Origin of the sequence: Algoriphagus litoralis, from assembly GCF_003259255.1 — a bacterium.
In the GTDB taxonomy this organism is placed as follows: Bacteria; Bacteroidota; Bacteroidia; order Cytophagales; family Cyclobacteriaceae; genus Algoriphagus; species Algoriphagus litoralis.
Window position 1 is genome coordinate 170,047 of sequence record NZ_QGOL01000014.1, and the last position, 18,281, is coordinate 188,327.

Below are 18,281 nucleotides of genomic sequence, written 5' to 3' on the forward strand. Positions count from 1 at the left end.
ATTGATTTTAAACTTTACCAACTATGAAATCAACAATTATTTCCTCATTACTCTTTTTACTAGTTCTTTCTCCTGTGCTGGCTCAGGAAAAGACCGCCATGGAGGGTGAAAAAACCAAAATGTACACGGTCTTAGGCAAGACCTGGCAGGTGACCAAGTATTCTGACGGTTCCAAAACCTACGAATGGGAAGTCGAAGACATCGACTACACAAATTACGAAAGCCATAAATCTTCAAATTTCTCCTACAATTTCCTTGAGTCCGAGATCGGCATCAATATTTGGCCAAGCGACGAAGGAGCTCCTGCGGTAAAGCCTTGGGGAAGCTGGTATGTGGCACTCAACTCTACAGGAACCTGGAAAGCCAGCAAAAACTTCCACTTCAAATCTTCCTTAGGGGTAAGTTGGTACAATTTCAAATTCGAAAATAGAGACATCATCGCCGTCAAAACTCCAGATGGGCTTGAGTTTCAAGAGTTCGACCAAGGCATTGGGACCAAGTCCAAGATCTCGGCATCTTTTGTCAATTTGACGCTGATGCCAACCCTACGGACCAATGACGGAAATTTAAGATTTGGAGCAGGTGCATACGCAGGTCTGAGAGTCGGTGGACGTGGGAAATTCGTCTATGACGACGCGGAAGGAAATCAGCGCAAGCAATTTGAAAAGTCCAATATGTATGTCGAAAACCTGCGATATGGCCTTCGTTCCGAAGTCGGTGTAGGAGATGTCACTTTCTTCTTCAACTATGATCTCAACGATCTCTTCCAACCCGGCAAAGGTCCTGAATTCCAAGCCATGAGCTTTGGAGTATACATCGATTAATTCAACTTTCTTACTACTATGAAAACACTCTATTCAAAACTTTCACTCGCCCTGATCCTGGTTATGGTCAGCGCTGCGGCTTTTGCACAAAATGTGCTCGTCGACACCAAAAAGAACTATTCAGGGATCAAAAAAATCGAAGTGGAAAGTGGCTGGCTCAACGTCACCTACACCGGTGGCACGGGTTCCGAAGTCAATGTCGAGGCTTACTTGGAATCCAATGACACGGCACAGGATATTGTATTTGTCACCGTGGGAGATGTATTGAAAATCACCCATACCAAGAAGCAAAACAACTACTCCTGGAACTCAAAAAACAAAGGCTACATTACCATTTCCGGACCGGAAATGATCGCCCTTGACCTCAAAGGCAGCTCTGGAAATATTACCGTGGACAATGTCAGCAACGAAACCACCTCTTTAAGAGTCTCCTCAGGAAATCTTACGGCGACCAATCTTCGGGGTAACCTCATCATCAAGGCTACATCTGGAAATCTGGAAGTCAACAATGTAGCAGGTGATGTGACTGCAGGCATTACATCTGGCAATGCGGATTTTTCGGGTATTACTGGAAACTTGGATTTTCAATCAACAAGTGGTTCCCTAGAAGCAAACAATGTATCCGGAGAATTGAATGTGGGCTTGACTTCCGGCAACGCCAAGCTTAACAATATCGGAAAGTTGGGATCGATCCGATTTACATCTGGGAATATCCGCGCTTCCAATGCAGGACTGGGCGAAAATACCCAGCTCAGTGGAAGCTCAGGTAACTTCAATATTCAGACTCCATCCAATCTCAAGGCTTTCAACTTCTCGCTAAAAGCATCCTCAGGAAATCTTAAAGTGGGTGGAATCAATTCAGGCAAAGCCTTAGAAATCGACAACGGATCATCATCCCTAGTGAAAGGAAACATCACCTCTGGCAATATCACGATTGTTAATTAAATGATTAGAGGTTTGAAATTTCAGACAAATTTCGAATCTCAAATTCCAAATCTTTAATCTACCTTAGGCCGGGACGCTTCTCTGATAAGCTCCCGGTCTTCTTTTTTCAACTTCATCAATCTGGCCATCCTGTCGGGACTGGGTTTGGCAAGAGAAAAAAACACCAGCGTAACAGCAAAGATCACGGTGTAAACTGGATTATGATAAAAGAGTAACCCGAGTGTAGCGAGAATAGAGGTCAGAAAAAGAATCCAAAACCGCTGATCTGTCGCCTGAGAATAGATCCTCACCTTATCAACCAACTCATCCACAGCAAAGGTAAGCTTCAGTTTTTTGTGAAAAATCACATACTGCCCGATCAGAAGCATACTGCTGAATCCGATCAAAAAGCCATTCACAAATCCGGGAGGACTAGGCAAATCCCAAGAAAGATTTCCCGATGTATCGTACAGGTAGACCATTCCAAAAAGTGGCAATGACACCATCAGAATGAGTAAAGTCAGGCGCTCCGTCTTGCGGTAAATTCTTCCAATCTCTTCGTTATCCAAAATAGGTTTGGGGTTATTCGATGGTGATTTTGATGTCGTCTGTCAAAGGTCTGGACACACAGCAAAGCACATAGCCTGCCGCGATTTCCTTTTCGCTCAATCCCGCGTCCTCATCCATCTTCACTTGTCCGCTCAGGAGTTTTCCGCGGCAAGCGGTACACAGCCCGCTTTGGCAGCTATAGGGCATATTCAATCCGGAAGCAAGCCCGGACTCCAATACAGTCTTGCCAGGATTCACGGTCACAAGATGCGATTCCCCTTCCAGCAGAATGGTGACATCTCTAGACAAAGCCCCTGTATTGATTCCTTTCAGTGCTTCTTCATGAGCCTGATGAGCTGCTGCCGAAAAGAAGCTTTCCCGATGAATCCGGTCTTTGTCTATTTCCAGCTCATTGAGCACATCCTGAGCGATATCCATGATTCCATCCGGTCCGCACATGAAGTACACTTCTTCGTAGCGTTGCTCGTATTCAGCTCTGAGGAAAAGTTCCCGAAGCAGTTCGGACGAGAGTCGTCCCTTCAGTCCGGTCCAGCTTTCGGACGGTTGACTCAGGTTATGAATCACCTTCAGTCGATCAGGATTTGCTTTTTCCAGTAGACTCAACTGATTTTTGAAAATGATCTGCTCCTCATTTCTGCTGCAATAGATCAGAGTCACGATAGAATTGGGTTCATTGACCAGGACTGTCTTGAGCAAGCCCATGATCGGAGTAATCCCACTTCCGCCTGCGATCAGGAAGAAATGTCTTTGGTTTTTGGAATGAAAATCCGTGGTAAAATTCCCCAGTGGCTTCAGGACATTGATTGTCTTGCCCGGAAAGATATTTTCATTGAGATGATTGGAAAAAAGCCCTCCAGCCACACGCTTGACCGAAATCCCCGGAAAGGGATCCACGAAAGGCGAAGTACAAAGACTGTAGGATCTACGCTGCTCTTTGCCTTCAAACTCCATGACCAGCGTCAGAAACTGGCCCGGCTTGTAATCCAAAATCGGCTCTGGCTGCTCAAAATAAATGGTCACGGTATCTTCCGTTTCCCGTACTACCTCCCGCACTTTCAAGGGCAAAAATGAATTTACCTTTGGTTCTTCTTTCTTTTTCTTAAATAGATTGAACATTTGCTACTAGTCTGATCGTGATTCGGCTGCAAAATTAAGCCCCAAGTCGGTTTTATTGTGCTCTTTACTGAGAAATTCCCCTTCACAACTCCAAATCCCAAAAGTAAGTTTGGTGGCCTGAGAGAATTTCCTCTTCCTCAACCTGATTTTGGTACTAAAGACCTAAATTGCGCCCTCCGAAAATCGGATGGAATCAACTTTGCGAAGCAAAATCTAAATAAAATGGAATTATCCGCCTTGACAGCAGTATCCTCCGTGGATGGCCGCTATGCCGGCAAGACTGCACCTCTTCGAGCTTTTTTTTCTGAATTTGCCCTGATCAAGTACCGGGTTCATGTCGAGGTCGAATATTTCATCGCCCTTTGCCAGTTGCCCCTGCCTCAATTGGCAGATTTTGACCACGAGCTTTTCCCAAAGCTCCGGGCGATTGTGAAGCAGTTTAGTCTGGAAGATGCCGAGTGGATCAAAACCACTGAGCGCACGACCAATCACGACGTCAAAGCGGTGGAATATTTTCTGAAAGATAAGTTCGACCAGTTGGGTCAGGAGGAGTTTAAGGAGTTTATCCACTTTGGGCTGACCTCACAAGATATCAACAATACGGCCACACCTTTGATGCTGAAGCACGGACTTCAGGAAGTGATTTTGCCGCTTTTGGAGGAAATTATCGAGCGATTGAGCGATTTGGCTGAAGAATGGAGCGTGATCCCAATGCTTGCCAAAACCCATGGTCAGCCTGCCTCTCCTACCCGCTTGGGCAAAGAGATCAACGTATTTGTGGTCCGATTGAAAAAGCAAATCGAATTGCTAGAGCAAGTTCCTTACTCTGCCAAATTCGGTGGAGCCACCGGAAACATGAATGCGCATCAAGTGGCTTATCCGGATCAGGACTGGAATGAGTTTGCTTTCCACTTCGTGGAAAATTACCTCGGACTCGAGCGCTCCTACCCGACTACTCAGATCGAGCACTATGACAATCTTGCGGCCATTTTTGATGGACTAAAGCGTATCAACACCATTTTGCTCGACCTGTCCAAAGACGTATGGCAGTACGTGGCGATGAATTATTTCAAGCAAAAAATCAAAGCTGGTGAAGTGGGATCTTCCGCCATGCCGCACAAAGTCAATCCGATTGACTTCGAGAATGCCGAAGGAAACCTCGGTATTGCCAATGCACTTTTGGAGCATTTGGCAGCAAAGCTTCCTATCTCTAGACTACAGCGTGACTTGACTGACAGCACCGTACTTCGGGTCATTGGAGTTCCGTTGGCGCATATGCTGATTTCCTTTGAATCCCTGCAAAAAGGCTTGGGTAAACTCGAACTGAACCGAGCGGCGATCGATGCAGACTTGGAGGAAAACTGGGCAGTAGTCGCTGAGGCGATTCAGACGATTCTGCGAAGAGAAGGCTTCCCAAAACCTTACGAAGCACTCCGCGATCTCACCCGCACCAACTCCAAAATCACACAGGCTTCGATCTCAGAATTTGTAGATGGCCTAGCCATTTCTGATGAAATCAAGGCAGAGTTGAAGGCGATCACGCCGTTTAACTATACCGGGATTTGAAGAAGGGTAGGAAGACCTAGGACCGAAGACCGAAGTGGGGCTAAACAATAGAGTTTGGCCCAATTCTCAATAATCGCTTTGATCTATTGTAAAATATCTATAACAAATCAGCGATTCTCTGTGACTTTTTCCGCATAAATCAGCGGGAAACAAAAGATCACTTCCACAAAAAAACCGACAGAATCACTTCTATCGGTTTTTTGTTTTTTTTATACCTTGGAAATTTCAGTTCTTCAGTCTCCTGTCTTAGGTCTCCCTACTTAATTTATCTTCATCAACTCAATCTCGAAAATCAAATCCTTGCCTGCCAATTCATGATTGGCGTCCAAGACGATTTTTTCCTCGGTCATGTCCACGATAGTCACTGGCATCGGCTGCCCTCCACCACCCTGCAGGGTTAGCTGAAGACCGATCTCAGGTTGGATATTTGGTGGCACTTGGCTAAGTGGCACATCGATCATCATGTCCTGTCTGCGCTCTCCGTACGCCTCAGCAGCAGGAATCGTCACAGTTTTCTTATCTCCAATGACCATACCGTACACGGCAGCGTCAAAACCTTTAATCATGTTTCCGTCGCCCAGCGTGAAGCCAAGCGGTTCACGGGAAACCGATGAATCAAAAATACTTCCATCCTCCAGTTTTCCGGTGTAGTGGACTTTCACGGCATCCCCTTTTTTAGCTTGCATGTTGTTTTGTTTTTGTGAATCACAAAGGTAACAAAATGATTTTGACCGCCCAACCGGACAGTTGTGTCCGAAAACAGTGTAATTATGTACATTATCGTACATTTTCCAAGGAAAAAAGCGCTCCATTCCCCTTATTTGCACTTGGCATCATTTTCCCCCTAGTAAGGCAAAACAATCAACAATGGAAGCGCAAAACTTAGGCAAGATACTGATCATCGACGACAACGAAGACCTGCTTTTCGCTGCAAAAATGCTCCTGAAAAAGCATGCAAAAGAAGTCATGATCGAAAAAGATCCCCGCAGGATTCCCTTTTTGATCAATAACAACAGCTACGATGTCATCCTCTTGGACATGAACTTCCGGGAAGATACCACCTCCGGCAAAGAAGGCTTCTATTGGCTCAATCAGATCAAAGAAATCGATCCCAAGGCAGTCGTGATTCTAATCACCGCTTTCGGTGACGTGGAAATGGCCGTGCAAGCGCTTAAAGAAGGTGCGACAGACTTTATCCTGAAGCCTTGGCAAAATGAAAAACTGATCGCCACGCTTTCCTCCGCCATCAAGCTCAAGGAAAGCTACAATGAAGTCGACAAGCTTCAGAAAAAGCAAAAACAACTGCAAACGGACCTCAAAAAACCCTATTCGGACATCATCGGAGCATCAGCTTCCATGAAAAACATCTTTTCCATCATCGACAAAGTCGCGCAGACCGATGCCAATGTCTTGATTTTGGGTGAAAACGGAACGGGAAAGGAACTGATCGCCCGAGCAATTCACGATCGCTCCCTGCGCAAAGACGAGATATTCGTCGGGGTGGATATGGGTGCGATCACCGAGACGCTTTTTGAATCAGAGCTTTTTGGTCACAAGCGCGGCGCTTTTACGGATGCCAAAGACGACCGTGCGGGTAGATTTGAGATCGCTGACAAAGGAACCCTTTTCCTCGACGAAATCGGAAACCTCTCCATGCCGCTTCAGTCCAAGTTGTTGACAGTTTTGCAACGCAGAGAAGTGACCCGTATCGGTACCAACAAAGCCATTCCCGTCGACATCCGCTTGATCTGCGCCACCAACATGCACGTGCATGAAATGGTCATGGACAATACCTTCCGTCAAGATTTGCTCTATCGAATCAATACGGTGGAGATTTTCCTTCCTCCGCTGCGCGAAAGACAGGACGACATCCCTACCCTGGCCAACCATTTTCTCAAAAGCTATTCTCAGAAATACCGAAAAAACTTCACCGGATTCAAGCCTGCTGCTATGGAGCTTTTACAGCGGTATCAGTGGCCGGGCAATATCCGTGAACTGCAGCACGCCATCGAGCGTGCGATCATCATGGCCGAAGGTGACGAGTTGGATTCGAGGGATTTCTTTTTCCTTTCGGCAAAGCCGGCATCCGAAAAAGCCCCAACCGCAGTCACGCTGAACCTTGACGATATGGAGCGGAGCACGATCCAGCGGGCAATCGATAAAAATGGCGGAAACATCTCTAAAGCGGCCAAGGAACTCGGACTCACCCGGGCCTCCCTATACCGAAGACTAGAAAAATATGGATTATAGAGTTGGGCTGCTGGGCAGGATTGCCCTGGTTGCCGCATCAATGTTTCTGCTTGCTTACGCCATTCTTGGGGATTGGGGAGTCTTTATGATTTCACTTTTCCTTATTCTGGTGGTTTTCCAGATTATTTTTCTGATCAGATATTCGGAAAGTTCCTTCAAGAAAGTCCGACTCTTCCTCGATAACATCAAGCAGGACAAGTACTCGCAGCTCTACCCGGTCAAGTTTGACGGGACGGAGACGGATGATCTGCACATTGAGTTCAATGCGATCTTGGCAAAGCTGAAGGAAGATCAGGCGGAAAAAGAAGCGAATTACCAGTACTTCCGATCGGTATTCAAGCACCTGAGTATCGGCTTGATCACGTTTGGGGAAAATGGGGAAATCCAGATCCTCAATGTCGCCGCCAAGCGAATCCTGAATGTGGACGATCTCAAGAGCATCTCCGAGATCGAAAGCATCAACAAGGAGCTTCACCTCGCCATCCAAAACCTCCGCACCGGTGGTTCCGAACTGATCAAAATCGCGCATCCGGACGGCATCATGCAGCTTTCGGTTTACGTGATCGAGCTCCTGATGCGCGGGGAAAAATTCAAACTCGTCTCCCTACAAAACATCCAATCCGAACTCGAGGAGAAGGAAATGGAAGCCTGGCAAAACTTGGTCAAAGTCCTCACCCATGAGATCATGAATTCCATCGCGCCGATTTCTTCCCTTGCAGGTACGCTAAAAGGCGAGATCGAGTACAAGATGGATCACAACGAACCGCTCAGTCCTGCCGACATGGAAGACTGTCACCTTGGGATCACCACGATCGAAAAGCGGAGTGAGGGACTGATCAGTTTCGTGTCTGATTTCCGGAGTTTGGCGCATATACCCATGCCGAAATTCGGCAGTATCGGGATCTCCCGACTGTTTGATCAGCTGGAAGTGCTGCTGCAAAACCAACTGGAAGCGAATGAGATCAAGTTTGTCAAGGAACTCAACCCGAAGGAACTGATTCTCTTTGGTGATCAAATGCAGATCGAGCAAGTGATGATCAACCTGCTGCAAAACGCGATTCAGGCGGTAGAGGATGCCGATGAAAAAGTGATTACGCTTCGAGCCTTTATCGACGAAGCGGGGAAGATCATTCTTGAAGTCAGCGACACCGGTAAGGGCATCGAAGAAGAAGCCTTGGGCAAGATTTTTATTCCATTCTTCACCACCAAAAAGAAAGGCTCAGGCATCGGCCTTAGTCTCTCCAAGCAGATCATGCGCCGCCACAAAGGCAATATCCAAGTGCGGTCTGCTGTTGGAGAAGGAACGACTTTTAAGTTGATTTTTAATGGGTGAAAAAGGAGTTTCAAAAAGTAGAAAGTCTGTCATTCTTCATTTTATTTTAAAAAATAAAAATCACAAAAGGTACACAAATGCAGCCATATAGGACAACTAGGCAGAAAAAAGGTATATGAATAAATAAGTTAGGGCATATTATGAAAATTACACCAAATCATATTTACCTATTTTTCCGAGTATTATTTTCAATGATGCTTGTATATGTGCTATACCGATATTTTATCTCCGAAATTGGATTTAAATATTTCGGAATTTTCCGGATTATTACCTATCCTATAATTCTAATAGTCATCATAGGAAACCTTTTATGGGATTTCAAAAATGTTCCAAAAGTACTTAAATGCATCAATTTTTCGCTTTTACTGACATTCTTGGTGTTTCCTTTTCTTCCTGAAAAAATGGAAAAGGGCGTAATTCTAGAAGCTCATTTAAATGAAGAGAGGTCATCTTGGAACATAAAAATTTTTGAAAATAACAATTACCGAGTAAGAAGGTCAGGACTTGGAGGATTTAAAGACTATGAAGGGAAGTATCTATTGAAAAATGATACACTCAAAATAGAAAGTTTTGATTGCAACCAATGTAATTTTAATAATGAATGGCTTTTAGGAGACAAAAATTTAATTCCTTTGAATTCAAATACTGAAGATTGCTATGGTTGCTTTGAAATCGTGTACAGAAAATGAAAACATGCCCTAACATCACCTTGGATACAGCGGGCGGTTAAGAGTAACTATGAAAATCAGTATCTTTAAGAAGTCAGGAGTAGGCTGGAAGAATACGTCTCCGAATGCCCGCCATCTCCCAGCTGAATCACGCTAAATACCAAGCTAAACCTCTAAGAGGTACACCTTTTTCCAACTATTGTCTGTCATTTTTGGTTCGATAGCCATCGGACGATTATCCCGCCACCAAAAATTTATTCACTTCCAACCAGTAAATAAACGCATCAAACCAGCGATTGCTGGTTCGGTTTGGATTGCCAAGACCAAAGCCGTGTCCACCGTTTTGGTACAGGTGAAATTCCACTGGCTTGCCTGCCTTGTACCAAGACTCGATCACCCCAGTTTGACCCAAAAACAGAAAATCATCTGTAGCAATCACATTGAACATAGGCGGGGCGTTTTCAGGAACTTCCACCGGACCCATCCCACCGTAGATTGGACCGATGAAGGCCAGCTTCATCTTTTTAGAATGGAGGGTGGCATGCATCGTCAGGCCTGCACCTGCAGAGAATCCGATCATGCCGATTCTATTGGTATCTACACCCCATTCTTTGGCGCGAGCCACAATCATGTCATAGGCAGCTTCAGCATCCTCAAGCTGGTTAGATAGGTCACGCTGAGGCGGACGAGGAGGAGTGTTGCCCCCTGTGGCAGCTGCCGCGGGAGGTGCAGGAGTACGGGGACGATTCATCCAAGCACTGAAATCCTCCAAGGACTCCGGTGTTGGGTTCAGTCGGTATTTGAGCACAAAGGCTGTGATGCCTTGCTTGGCCAGTGCCTCTGCCACTTCCCAACCTTCATTCCCCAAGGATAGCCAGCTGAATCCCCCACCCGGAGCGACGATCACAGCGGCACCGTTAGCAGTGCCCGGAGCGGGAAAAAATGGCGTTAGCGTAGCAGTGGTGATATTTCGTGCCATGGGATCTCCCCACTGACGAAACCAGGTTTCGGAGGCGGGTTGATTGTCTACTCCTCCTGTTCCGAGGAGAATTGCATTGGGCTCAGCCGGAGTCTCGAGTGGATAGATGGTGCCATCCTGGGCCTGTGCACCGAAGGAGAAGCTAAGCAATACAGCCAAAACGGCTAGCATGCCACTTTTTTTGTGTGGGGAAAGCATGGTAAATAGGTTTGTTTGGGTTAAGAAAATTGACATTTTCCAAATTCCGAATTGCTCGCTCTCTGAGGGTTTGACCAATTCGGATTTTGAAAATCGGAAAGGAAGTTGCACAAAATTTTTGAATTTATGCCTATTTCATCTCCCTTGAGCTATTTACTTTTTGCGTCAGCGGATACAGGCAAGCGAATTGCGGAATGCCTTTGTTCTTCCCTTTCGGTCGGCCTTGAATGGGAAATCGCGGGAAAGGCTGTTGATTTTGATGGAACTCAGCGGATAGGCTTCCAACAGGTCATAAGTTTCCTCGCTCAGAATGTAGCTCATCTCATAAGTGGTTGTGGTGGAGATTGATACACCGAGATACTCTGTTCCCCCGGAAGAATGGGTTTTGGACACCGGACTTTTGATTTCTTCCGGAGTTAGCTCCAGGATGATTTTCTCAGTGGAATCGTCGAGACTGAAAAGGTGAGTTTCCTCTGGATCAATTTCCTGATCCGTTGCTCCGTCAAAGACCAAAGTCAATATGAGTTTTCTTTCAGACCCGACCTTGGATGAAGCTACCCAAATCCCATTTCCCACGCGCATAGAATTGGTTTTGATCAAGGTCTTCCCAGTGAAATCATCTGTTTCTACAGTTGCATAAGTACTGCAGCTGGGGCTAAGGATTACTTGCTGATTGCTGGACTGAGCCAGATTTAAATGTGTCAAAAAAAACAAGGAAAGAAGAAGAAATCTGAATGTCATAGGAGTCAGGATTTATAAAAGAGGTTTACGTTGTAAAAGAAAAATGGATCCTAAATTTTTAATAAAAGAAAAAAATCCAGATGAAAAAGGAGTCCACCCTCCATTCAGTTTCAAGCCAAAAACATTTTTAAATCCAAAGCAGGAATTCAAACGGGAATAAGTTCCCGATCTCGGCCTATTGATCGGCCGCATTCCAAAGCTCTTGAAATTAGTTCAATTCCTTAAGAAGAAAGCTTACGAATGGACCTTCGCTATCGTAGAGGAGCAGCCCCTCCTGTTCGCCATCAAGCGCGGCTAAGATGTATCCCTTCTGATCCCACACCGCACTCTGCCCGGCAGCGAAGAAATTATCCTGAAAACCCAGCGAATTGACCATCAGTATGGGCTTCCTGAATTCCGATGCGATCTGGGCATAGAAGACGTAGGCTTTTTCCAGGCCCTTTTGATCTTTTGCTACGCTGGCAATGTAACAGTCAGCCTGCAGCAGTGCTGGCACCACCTGCTCCCGCTGCATGCTCTCGTAGCAAATACCAAGGGCGATAATCTTGCCTTTGACTGAGAGCAAGGTTTGACTCCTGCCACAGACGAAATAGGGCAACTCATCCGAATGAAGGAGCTGCTTGGCGTACTGGCTCCGCTCCTGCCCGGGCTGAAAAATCAACATACTGATTTGAACCCCCTCCGAAGCGGGTGTTGGCATTCCGATTCCGATACTGATACCTAATCTATCAGCCGCTTCTTGGAATGGATCAAAGCTGCTGTTGGACAGTTCCATTGCCAAGGATTGGGCCAGATCAGGCTCATAGCCGGTGATGGATAATTCGGGGAAAATAATCAAGTCTGCCTGTGCTCTGGCAGCCTGCTCGATGACTTGCAAGTGATGGAGCTCGTTCGCTTCCACATTTCCCTTTTGAGAGTTGATCTGGGCTAGGGCGATTTTCATTTTTTTGGAGGAAAAGATTTACTTAGAATTAATTCGAATGCTAAAAATTAATTGAGTGGCTATTTCAAAGCTAATCGTTTTAAAAAGCTCAGTTATGCTAAATAATCACCCTCATTAAATCCATATATCTTCAAAAACTCTTCGTATTCCTGTTGGAATGATTTTTTTTTATGATGGTACTTTTGTGAATTGATGTAATGAAATACTTTGTCAACAACAGATTCAGAAACCGAAAAAGCAGCATATCCAGTTTGCCATGAAAATTTATCAGCAATTAAATTAGTTTGATTGACAAAATGTGAACAGCTACCTTTAACATGTTTGATAACTTCAGCAATTGATTTTTGGGGATTCAAAAGAAACAAACAATGAACATGATCCGGCATTCCACCAATAATTCTAACTGGGCATCCAAGTTCTAAAAATTGTTTTGAAACAAAGTGATGAATTTTGTTTTCGACGCTATTAGAAATGAGAGGTAATCGATCCTTGGTTGACCAAATAGCATGTATCCAAAGTTTATTAAAAGAATGAGGCATATTTATCCAAATATCTTTAAACCGTTAAAACGGTTAGGGTTTCATTTTCACCTCCTATAGCCCACGGTTTAAACCGTGGGCTATAGTCAATTCCCGATTGGTTAGAAATGGATTTATCCATTTCATTGACACCAAACTAATTTAATCAAACGTATCTGAATTTTAAAAATTAAACTTTTAAACAATATAATTTCAGAAGAAAACTAATGATAGGTAAAACCACTAAAATCTCGGGGCCAAAGTATCCGATGCTATTCTAATTTCGACCAGCAGGATTACTACTTCCGGAGCCGAATTAGAGGCTATTCCTTTCTGTCAATATCCAGGAGTTCACCGCTCTCAAGCATTATCTTCAGGTCTTCTTTCAGCAGGGGGAAAAACTCCTGAACAAATCCGGCATCGCCTTTATTCTTCATGGCTCTCAGCCCTTTGATTTTATCCGTCTCATACTCATTTGGCATGACAAACACGGTGTCCCCCACCACCTCATGCACTTTGTACAGGGTATATTGTTTGTAGTCAAGTTTGATTTCATAGACATCTCCCTCTTGCGGTGCCAAAATCCAAGCGGCATTTTTATCGTCCTTTTGCTTGCTCATGATTCCTCCAAATACAATGAAAATCGCAAGCAACCCAAGACCTGAAAAAGTCCAAAGGGGAGCTTTGCTTGCCGACTTCAAATTGGAGTAACTACGCCTGAAATGATCCGGAAACTCTTTTTTGCGAAGGACTTGCTTACAGTGAGCACACTCAGTTGCCCCGGTCTTGCCCATCGGAAAAAGCGGTATGAAAAAAATGTGTGCATAGTTTTGAAATACTGCCAGGTGGACACTGCGCTCTGTCCCACAATTTGGGCATTTGTCCAAGAGGTTTTCCGTTGCGACCAATGTCGCTTTGCTTCCGAAGATGATCATAGCTATAAGTTGACTCCTTTGTTTGGGTCGAAATAAGGTAAAGATAGATTGGGAAATGGGGTTAATTTGATCGCAACAAATTACTGAAAGAAACGTATTCCCTGATCGGCGATTTCAAATTCATCTATAATCAATTCTCTATAAAAAAATGCAAATTTTTAAGCTAGGGGCTACTTCGGAAGTGGAGAGGGGTACTTCGGAAGTACATCTACCTACTTCAAAACTGAACTCGTTTAGTTAAAATATGAACTCACTGACTTCTGAACCGAACTCGTTTAGTTAAAAAGTAAACTGACTGATTTCTGAACCTAACTGGTTTAGTTAAAAAGCAAACTCACTCACTTCAAAACCAAAGGAGTTCAGTAAAAAAGTGAACTCACTAGCTTCTGAAGTAAACTGCTTAGGTAAAAAGGTGAATCAAATAGCCTCGGAAACTTTCCTACCACTTACACACTAATCGGGACGCTACCAAAAAACGTAAGCACTGCTGGTACCACATCGAAATTACACTAGTTATTTTTACAATTTTTCAGTCAGTTCCTTCGGTAAAATCTTCTCTAAAATAAACTTTTGTTGAGGCTCAACAACTATAAACTTCCAATCAGACATTCCATTTTCAGAAATCCCAAACGCATTCTTTATAGAATGAATTTCATAGAACTCTGTTTCTTCGTTAAATTCCACATTTCCAGAGCCAAAAGTTTTCTCTAAAGATAATTTTAACAAATTTCTATTTAATTTATTCTGTTCTTCATCATCCCTTTCTTCAATAGTATTGAATTTCATTTTGATGTCATAGGAATAAGTAATTTCTGAATAATATTTTGCTTCAATTTTCTTCGGTTCTCCGTATTCAATATCTTTTGGTTTCTCTGCTTCAAATTCCAAGTCAGGATTATTGTAAACCTGCTTCATTAACAAAATCATTTGACTTTTTGGAATAATTTCAAAGAATTCGGGAAGCATAAAATCCAATGCTTTATCAAATTCTTGCTTTAAAATCAATTCATTATATTCATGGAAATCACTATTCAAGTTTTCTTTATAATCTTTTTCTGACTGTCCAAATGTAAAATTTGATACTAAAAGCAATAAAATTAGAATTCTTTTCATTCGTTTTATTTATAATTAATGGAACGTTTTGCAACTACCCGAAGGTAGCGATTTCGAAGCACTTCACTGTCAACCAAGCAGAAAATTTGATAGAAGCACAAAGCTTGATTTAACCACTGAACCGGCACTTTTGGGTAGGTGCTGTTATGCCCAGTTTTTCTTCTCATCTGTTCGCCAACGATTTGTTTAATGTAGTTATTAAAAATTCCGCAATTCCGTTTTGTTCTGCTGTTAAATGTTGTCTGTTTGATTTTAATGATTTTTCAAATGCAAACTTGAATTCATACCAACCGTCAGTCATACCGTTTACATATTTTTGTGCGTCTTTAAACTCATCAATTATAATTGTCTTATTGTCTGAACTTAATAAATCAATCAACTCGTCAAATATTTTCCAGAAGTCTTGCCAATCGTTCAATTTATAATCTTTCATTTGCAAACTACATTTCAGGTATTCCAGTTTTCAAATAATAGTCGTCAACTATTTCATTCAAAATAATTTCAATTATTTCTTCGTCTCTGTTGGCTGCTTTCCAATTAGTTTTTGTCTGCAAACTTATTTGCTTCGCCTTATTCATTCCTTGAGGATAGAACGCTTTTTCAAAGTCTGCTGAAATGACAATCGTTAATTTTTCAAGTTTGTCAAGGTTGCAATTATGATTTTTAAAATGCTCAGGTAACCAATTAAGATAATCGTTTAATAACCTTTCACTTTCTTTTGTAATCGCTTCTTCTGGCTTAATTGTCTTAAAAATAAAGTCAAATGTTGCAGTCGGTTTTAATTTAAGATTATTCAGATGAATTAAAACATTAATAGCCAACTTGCCACTTTTTGAATAGTCAACTCTCTGGAATGAGTCCGCAAAGTTGTGAATGGCTGATTTATAGTTCGTAAATTTCATTGTCGATTTATGCCCTTCTAATATTGAGCATATCGTTTTGGATATGCACCGTTTTTTTTATCAGAATTTCGGAGGTTTAGGAGCTTTTTCATTCAACTTATTAGTTTTCTGAAAAAGTTTGTTCAAATCTCTTTTGTCTATATCGTTGATTTCGTCTTTATATAAGACCTCAACTTGATTGACTTTTGGTGAGTAAATGTCGTCTTCGGTATCAAAGTAGACAATTAGCTGTAAATAAACTTTAATTTCGTCATTTTCATCGAGCTTAATGTATGTCCATTTTATAAAGCTTTCTGGATTATCTTTTTTTTCAGTGTCAATTATTGAAACTCCTTCTGGTGCGTCAAAGAATGAACTAGGAACGTATTCATTAAACTTTTTTTGCAAGAGTCTTAAAATCTTCTTCGCTAATTGGTGTGTCGGCAAATTGAAGTTTATTATTAATCTCTTTAGATTTTAGTGAATTTTCTACAGCTTGCATTTGAATAAAGTAATTGAAATAATTTTCAGTACTTCTTTCATCCAATTTGAAATTCTGACCAAATACCTCTGACGTCGTCATTAAGATTATTAGTATTAAAGTCCATTTTCCAGTTATCGTTTTTTTGATTCTACCTTGATTCATTTTATTTGACCTTTCTGTCCCTGAATTTACCATTATTCAATGTTTGCTAACGGCCCTGGCTATGGCGAGTGCGGGGTTTTGAAAGCGAATCTTTGTCCGCCAGACCGAATGTTATTTAGTTGCAATATCTTCATTTCTAAGCAGTCAGCCCCCATTTGCTATAGCCGATGCTGTGCAATGTTTTTATTTCTTTTTCAAATTATCGAAGTTCTTTAGAAGTCGGGGGTCCATTTCACGAATCAAATCTTCATTTTCCCGAATTAATTTTTCAAGGTCTTCGAAATTGTCTTTTTCATTTTCCCAAAAGTCTTTGTCGCTAGTAAGGACTGATTTCAATAGGTCACCTTCGTAGAGGTCACCTTCGGCTAGAACATTATCCTTTAAAGTCTCAAGAGCCATTGGAATCAAATATTTCAGTCCGATGTTTTGACCAATCATAATTCTCAAGTCTTCAGTGTCGAATTCTTGGAGTAGTTTCTGCCGAAGTCGGTGACATGTTTTTACTAAATGGCTGTCGTAGGTCGGTTCGCCCCAAAAGTCCTTTTCCAAGTTTTCCAAGGTTTTGGACTTCCAATTATTCTCAAATTTCCTTTTGGTCGAAGTCAATGTCGGCTCGGATTTTTAAATATTGCACAACTAGTTTATCCATATACCTTTTTTCCGCTTAGTTGTCCTATATGGTTGCATTCGTGCGCCGTTTTGACTTTTAGTATATCCGATTTTTCACCAATTCATCCATCACCCAGTTGGCGCGGAGGCCGGAGAGACCTGTGCTTGGACAGCTGCCCCGACCCAGAAGTTCATCCACGATGCTGTGGATCAAGGGCTGCTGGATATGGGTCGGTAGTGGGAAGTGAAACTGCTCCGCTTCCTGATTGTCACGAAGTAGGGTAAATTCCCCTTTGCCGAAGGTGGCAAAGCGAATCTGCCCGGTGCTGCCGTCGATGATGATCTCGTCCTTTCTGGCGGTATGGGAGGAAGTGAAGCACCAGTTGCCCGTGCCTAGGACACCACTATCGAAGACAAAGCTTCCCGTCACGATATCTTCTGCTTCGTAGGCCTTAGCTTGATTGGCCGCATAGCCACTGGCATGGGTGATCCTCCCGAAAAAGAAATCCAGCAGATCGAGTTGGTGTGAGGCCAGATCGAAGAAGTAGCCCCCTCCGGCGATTTCGGGTTTGACGCGCCAGTTGTCCGCCAGCTTGGTGATCAGATCGGCTTCCACTTCCTGCTTGAGGTTGATATGCACAGTGCGGATCTGGCCGATTGCTCCCGCGTCCAGCAGTTCCTTGATTCGTACAAAGTGCGGCAAGGCCCTGCGGTAGTAAGCCACAAAGAGCGGCACCTCGGCGGCTTCGCAAACTTGGATCATTTCCTGGCATTCGGCAAAGGTGCGGGCCATGGGTTTCTCCACATAGACGGGTTTGCCGGCAGCGGCAGCGAGACGGGTGAGCTCCAGATGGGCATTGGGAGGCGTGGCGATATAGATCGCGTTGACCTCAGGATCCTGAATCAGGGCACTGGCATCGGTGTACCACTTGGAAACTCCATGGCGGGCAGCGTAGTCCTTGACCTTGGCCTCGTCCCTACGCATGACAGCTACGAGCTTGGACTGGGGAATATGATTCATCGCGGGGGCGGACTTGACTTCGCAGACATTGCCCACACCGAGAACTCCCCAGCGCACATCCGAATCGGTGAATTTTTTCATGAGGGAAAATAGGGAAAGAATTTAGTTTTTGAAAGGGGGTTTTCACTGCAGTGAGCGTAAGTTTTTTTACCACAGAGTGCGCGGAGAAAAAGAGATTTAAGAATCAGTCCTAGAATATATCTTCAGTACTTTTTGGCTTGGTTGGCATTTTTCAAGGGCACGGAGAAGGAAAAGCTTCTCTTTATAAAATGAAAAATCTGTGTCGATCTGTGATTTTTTCTGTGTCGATCTGTGGGAGGTTTTTGTTGAAATGATTTTTCACCACAGAGTTCGCGGAGTGAAAGAGTTTCAAGAATCAGTCCGCTAAGTGGACTTTCTGGCGGGCAGGCTCAATTGGCGTTTTTCAAGGGCACCGAGGGAAAAGC

At 43.5% G+C, this 18,281-nt stretch carries 21 protein-coding genes; 6 read left to right on the plus strand and 15 right to left on the minus strand.

The window, feature by feature from the left end; all coding sequences use genetic code 11:
- The first annotated feature begins 23 nt into the window (after positions 1-23).
- Together DK188_RS17135 and DK188_RS17140 are read left to right on the plus strand one after the other, a co-directional pair.
- Positions 24-824 carry a hypothetical protein gene (locus tag DK188_RS17135; protein ID WP_111672064.1) on the plus strand — a complete coding sequence of 267 codons (801 nt, stop codon included), beginning with the start codon at positions 24-26 and terminating at the stop codon, positions 822-824.
- Between the two features lie 18 nt (positions 825-842).
- A complete protein-coding gene (locus DK188_RS17140) occupies positions 843-1,769 on the plus strand; it encodes a DUF4097 family beta strand repeat-containing protein (RefSeq protein WP_111672065.1) in 927 nt (308 codons plus the stop codon).
- A 53-nt stretch (positions 1,770-1,822) separates the two neighbouring features.
- Here DK188_RS17140 and DK188_RS17145 read toward each other — a convergent pair whose 3' ends face one another.
- Both DK188_RS17145 and DK188_RS17150 read right to left on the minus strand, forming a co-directional pair.
- Positions 1,823-2,317, minus strand: a complete 495-nt coding sequence (locus DK188_RS17145) for a hypothetical protein (protein WP_157963267.1) — start codon at positions 2,315-2,317, stop codon at positions 1,823-1,825.
- Positions 2,318-2,330: 13 nt separating this feature from the next.
- Complete coding sequence (locus tag DK188_RS17150; RefSeq protein WP_111672067.1) at positions 2,331-3,434, minus strand: ferredoxin--NADP reductase; 1,104 nt, start codon at positions 3,432-3,434, stop codon at positions 2,331-2,333.
- 222 nt (positions 3,435-3,656) lie between these two features.
- Here DK188_RS17150 and purB point away from each other — a divergent pair, with 222 nt between their 5' ends.
- Positions 3,657-5,000, plus strand: a complete 1,344-nt coding sequence (gene purB / locus DK188_RS17155; protein ID WP_111672093.1) for an adenylosuccinate lyase — start codon at positions 3,657-3,659, stop codon at positions 4,998-5,000.
- A gap of 260 nt (positions 5,001-5,260) precedes the next feature.
- Here purB and DK188_RS17160 read toward each other — a convergent pair whose 3' ends face one another.
- A complete protein-coding gene (locus DK188_RS17160) occupies positions 5,261-5,686 on the minus strand; it encodes an FKBP-type peptidyl-prolyl cis-trans isomerase (protein ID WP_111672068.1) in 426 nt (141 codons plus the stop codon).
- A gap of 181 nt (positions 5,687-5,867) precedes the next feature.
- Between DK188_RS17160 and DK188_RS17165 the strand changes: the two genes are divergently transcribed.
- The 3 genes from DK188_RS17165 to DK188_RS17175 all read left to right on the plus strand — a co-directional run bounded on the left by DK188_RS17165 (position 5,868) and on the right by DK188_RS17175 (position 9,272).
- Positions 5,868-7,250, plus strand: coding sequence for a sigma-54-dependent transcriptional regulator (locus DK188_RS17165; RefSeq protein ID WP_111672069.1), 1,383 nt, complete (start codon positions 5,868-5,870; stop codon positions 7,248-7,250).
- Positions 7,240-8,583: a sensor histidine kinase gene (locus DK188_RS17170; protein WP_111672070.1), complete on the plus strand. Its 1,344-nt coding sequence runs from the start codon at positions 7,240-7,242 to the stop codon at positions 8,581-8,583. Before DK188_RS17165 ends, DK188_RS17170 begins: the two co-directional genes overlap by 11 nt.
- Positions 8,584-8,723: 140 nt before the next feature.
- Complete coding sequence (locus tag DK188_RS17175; protein WP_157963268.1) at positions 8,724-9,272, plus strand: hypothetical protein; 549 nt, start codon at positions 8,724-8,726, stop codon at positions 9,270-9,272.
- 214 nt (positions 9,273-9,486) lie between these two features.
- Here the strand turns inward: DK188_RS17175 and DK188_RS17180 are convergent, their stop codons facing one another.
- The 12 genes from DK188_RS17180 to DK188_RS17235 form a co-directional block, all read right to left on the minus strand.
- A complete protein-coding gene (locus tag DK188_RS17180) occupies positions 9,487-10,428 on the minus strand; it encodes an alpha/beta hydrolase (RefSeq protein ID WP_111672072.1) in 942 nt (313 codons plus the stop codon).
- A 165-nt stretch (positions 10,429-10,593) separates the two neighbouring features.
- Entirely contained in the window at positions 10,594-11,169 is a 576-nt protein-coding gene (locus DK188_RS17185) for a hypothetical protein (protein ID WP_111672073.1), read from the minus strand.
- A 208-nt stretch (positions 11,170-11,377) separates the two neighbouring features.
- On the minus strand, positions 11,378-12,112 hold the full coding sequence (locus DK188_RS17190) for a carbon-nitrogen hydrolase family protein (RefSeq protein WP_111672074.1): 735 nt from the start codon (positions 12,110-12,112) through the stop codon (positions 11,378-11,380).
- Between the two features lie 92 nt (positions 12,113-12,204).
- Entirely contained in the window at positions 12,205-12,651 is a 447-nt protein-coding gene (tnpA, locus tag DK188_RS17195) for an IS200/IS605 family transposase (RefSeq protein ID WP_111672075.1), read from the minus strand.
- A 302-nt stretch (positions 12,652-12,953) separates the two neighbouring features.
- Entirely contained in the window at positions 12,954-13,565 is a 612-nt protein-coding gene (locus DK188_RS17200; protein ID WP_111672076.1) for a zinc-ribbon domain-containing protein, read from the minus strand.
- Positions 13,566-14,084: 519 nt separating this feature from the next.
- Positions 14,085-14,678 carry a hypothetical protein gene (locus tag DK188_RS17205; protein ID WP_111672077.1) on the minus strand — a complete coding sequence of 198 codons (594 nt, stop codon included), beginning with the start codon at positions 14,676-14,678 and terminating at the stop codon, positions 14,085-14,087.
- A 163-nt stretch (positions 14,679-14,841) separates the two neighbouring features.
- Positions 14,842-15,111, minus strand: coding sequence for a hypothetical protein (locus tag DK188_RS17210; protein ID WP_111672078.1), 270 nt, complete (start codon positions 15,109-15,111; stop codon positions 14,842-14,844).
- Positions 15,112-15,118: 7 nt separating this feature from the next.
- On the minus strand, positions 15,119-15,580 hold the full coding sequence (locus tag DK188_RS17215) for a hypothetical protein (RefSeq protein WP_111672079.1): 462 nt from the start codon (positions 15,578-15,580) through the stop codon (positions 15,119-15,121).
- Positions 15,581-15,640: 60 nt separating this feature from the next.
- Positions 15,641-15,967 carry a hypothetical protein gene (locus tag DK188_RS17220; protein WP_111672080.1) on the minus strand — a complete coding sequence of 109 codons (327 nt, stop codon included), beginning with the start codon at positions 15,965-15,967 and terminating at the stop codon, positions 15,641-15,643.
- A complete protein-coding gene (locus tag DK188_RS17225; RefSeq protein WP_111672081.1) occupies positions 15,951-16,238 on the minus strand; it encodes a hypothetical protein in 288 nt (95 codons plus the stop codon). Before DK188_RS17225 ends, DK188_RS17220 begins: the two co-directional genes overlap by 17 nt.
- A gap of 150 nt (positions 16,239-16,388) precedes the next feature.
- Positions 16,389-16,754 (minus strand): contact-dependent growth inhibition system immunity protein, encoded by a 366-nt coding sequence (locus DK188_RS17230; protein WP_198673039.1) that lies wholly within the window; start codon positions 16,752-16,754, stop codon positions 16,389-16,391.
- Between the two features lie 157 nt (positions 16,755-16,911).
- Positions 16,912-17,916: a Gfo/Idh/MocA family protein gene (locus DK188_RS17235; protein WP_111672083.1), complete on the minus strand. Its 1,005-nt coding sequence runs from the start codon at positions 17,914-17,916 to the stop codon at positions 16,912-16,914.
- Between the last annotated feature and the right edge of the window lie 365 nt (positions 17,917-18,281).

Coding starts and splice junctions, on each gene's coding strand:
- DK188_RS17215 (WP_111672079.1), bottom strand. CDS start 15,580: ATGAAATTTACGAACTATAAATCAGCCATTCACAACTTTGCGGACTCA.
- DK188_RS17185 (WP_111672073.1), bottom strand. CDS start 11,169: ATGACATTCAGATTTCTTCTTCTTTCCTTGTTTTTTTTGACACATTTA.
- DK188_RS17135 (WP_111672064.1), top strand. CDS start 24: ATGAAATCAACAATTATTTCCTCATTACTCTTTTTACTAGTTCTTTCT.
- tnpA (WP_111672075.1), bottom strand. CDS start 12,651: ATGCCTCATTCTTTTAATAAACTTTGGATACATGCTATTTGGTCAACC.
- DK188_RS17205 (WP_111672077.1), bottom strand. CDS start 14,678: ATGAAAAGAATTCTAATTTTATTGCTTTTAGTATCAAATTTTACATTT.
- purB (WP_111672093.1), top strand. CDS start 3,657: ATGGAATTATCCGCCTTGACAGCAGTATCCTCCGTGGATGGCCGCTAT.
- DK188_RS17210 (WP_111672078.1), bottom strand. CDS start 15,111: ATGAAAGATTATAAATTGAACGATTGGCAAGACTTCTGGAAAATATTT.
- DK188_RS17160 (WP_111672068.1), bottom strand. CDS start 5,686: ATGCAAGCTAAAAAAGGGGATGCCGTGAAAGTCCACTACACCGGAAAA.
- DK188_RS17235 (WP_111672083.1), bottom strand. CDS start 17,916: ATGAAAAAATTCACCGATTCGGATGTGCGCTGGGGAGTTCTCGGTGTG.
- DK188_RS17165 (WP_111672069.1), top strand. CDS start 5,868: ATGGAAGCGCAAAACTTAGGCAAGATACTGATCATCGACGACAACGAA.
- DK188_RS17190 (WP_111672074.1), bottom strand. CDS start 12,112: ATGAAAATCGCCCTAGCCCAGATCAACTCTCAAAAGGGAAATGTGGAA.
- DK188_RS17180 (WP_111672072.1), bottom strand. CDS start 10,428: ATGCTTTCCCCACACAAAAAAAGTGGCATGCTAGCCGTTTTGGCTGTA.
- DK188_RS17150 (WP_111672067.1), bottom strand. CDS start 3,434: ATGTTCAATCTATTTAAGAAAAAGAAAGAAGAACCAAAGGTAAATTCA.
- DK188_RS17175 (WP_157963268.1), top strand. CDS start 8,724: ATGAAAATTACACCAAATCATATTTACCTATTTTTCCGAGTATTATTT.
- DK188_RS17170 (WP_111672070.1), top strand. CDS start 7,240: ATGGATTATAGAGTTGGGCTGCTGGGCAGGATTGCCCTGGTTGCCGCA.
- DK188_RS17200 (WP_111672076.1), bottom strand. CDS start 13,565: ATGATCATCTTCGGAAGCAAAGCGACATTGGTCGCAACGGAAAACCTC.
- DK188_RS17140 (WP_111672065.1), top strand. CDS start 843: ATGAAAACACTCTATTCAAAACTTTCACTCGCCCTGATCCTGGTTATG.
- DK188_RS17225 (WP_111672081.1), bottom strand. CDS start 16,238: ATGGTAAATTCAGGGACAGAAAGGTCAAATAAAATGAATCAAGGTAGA.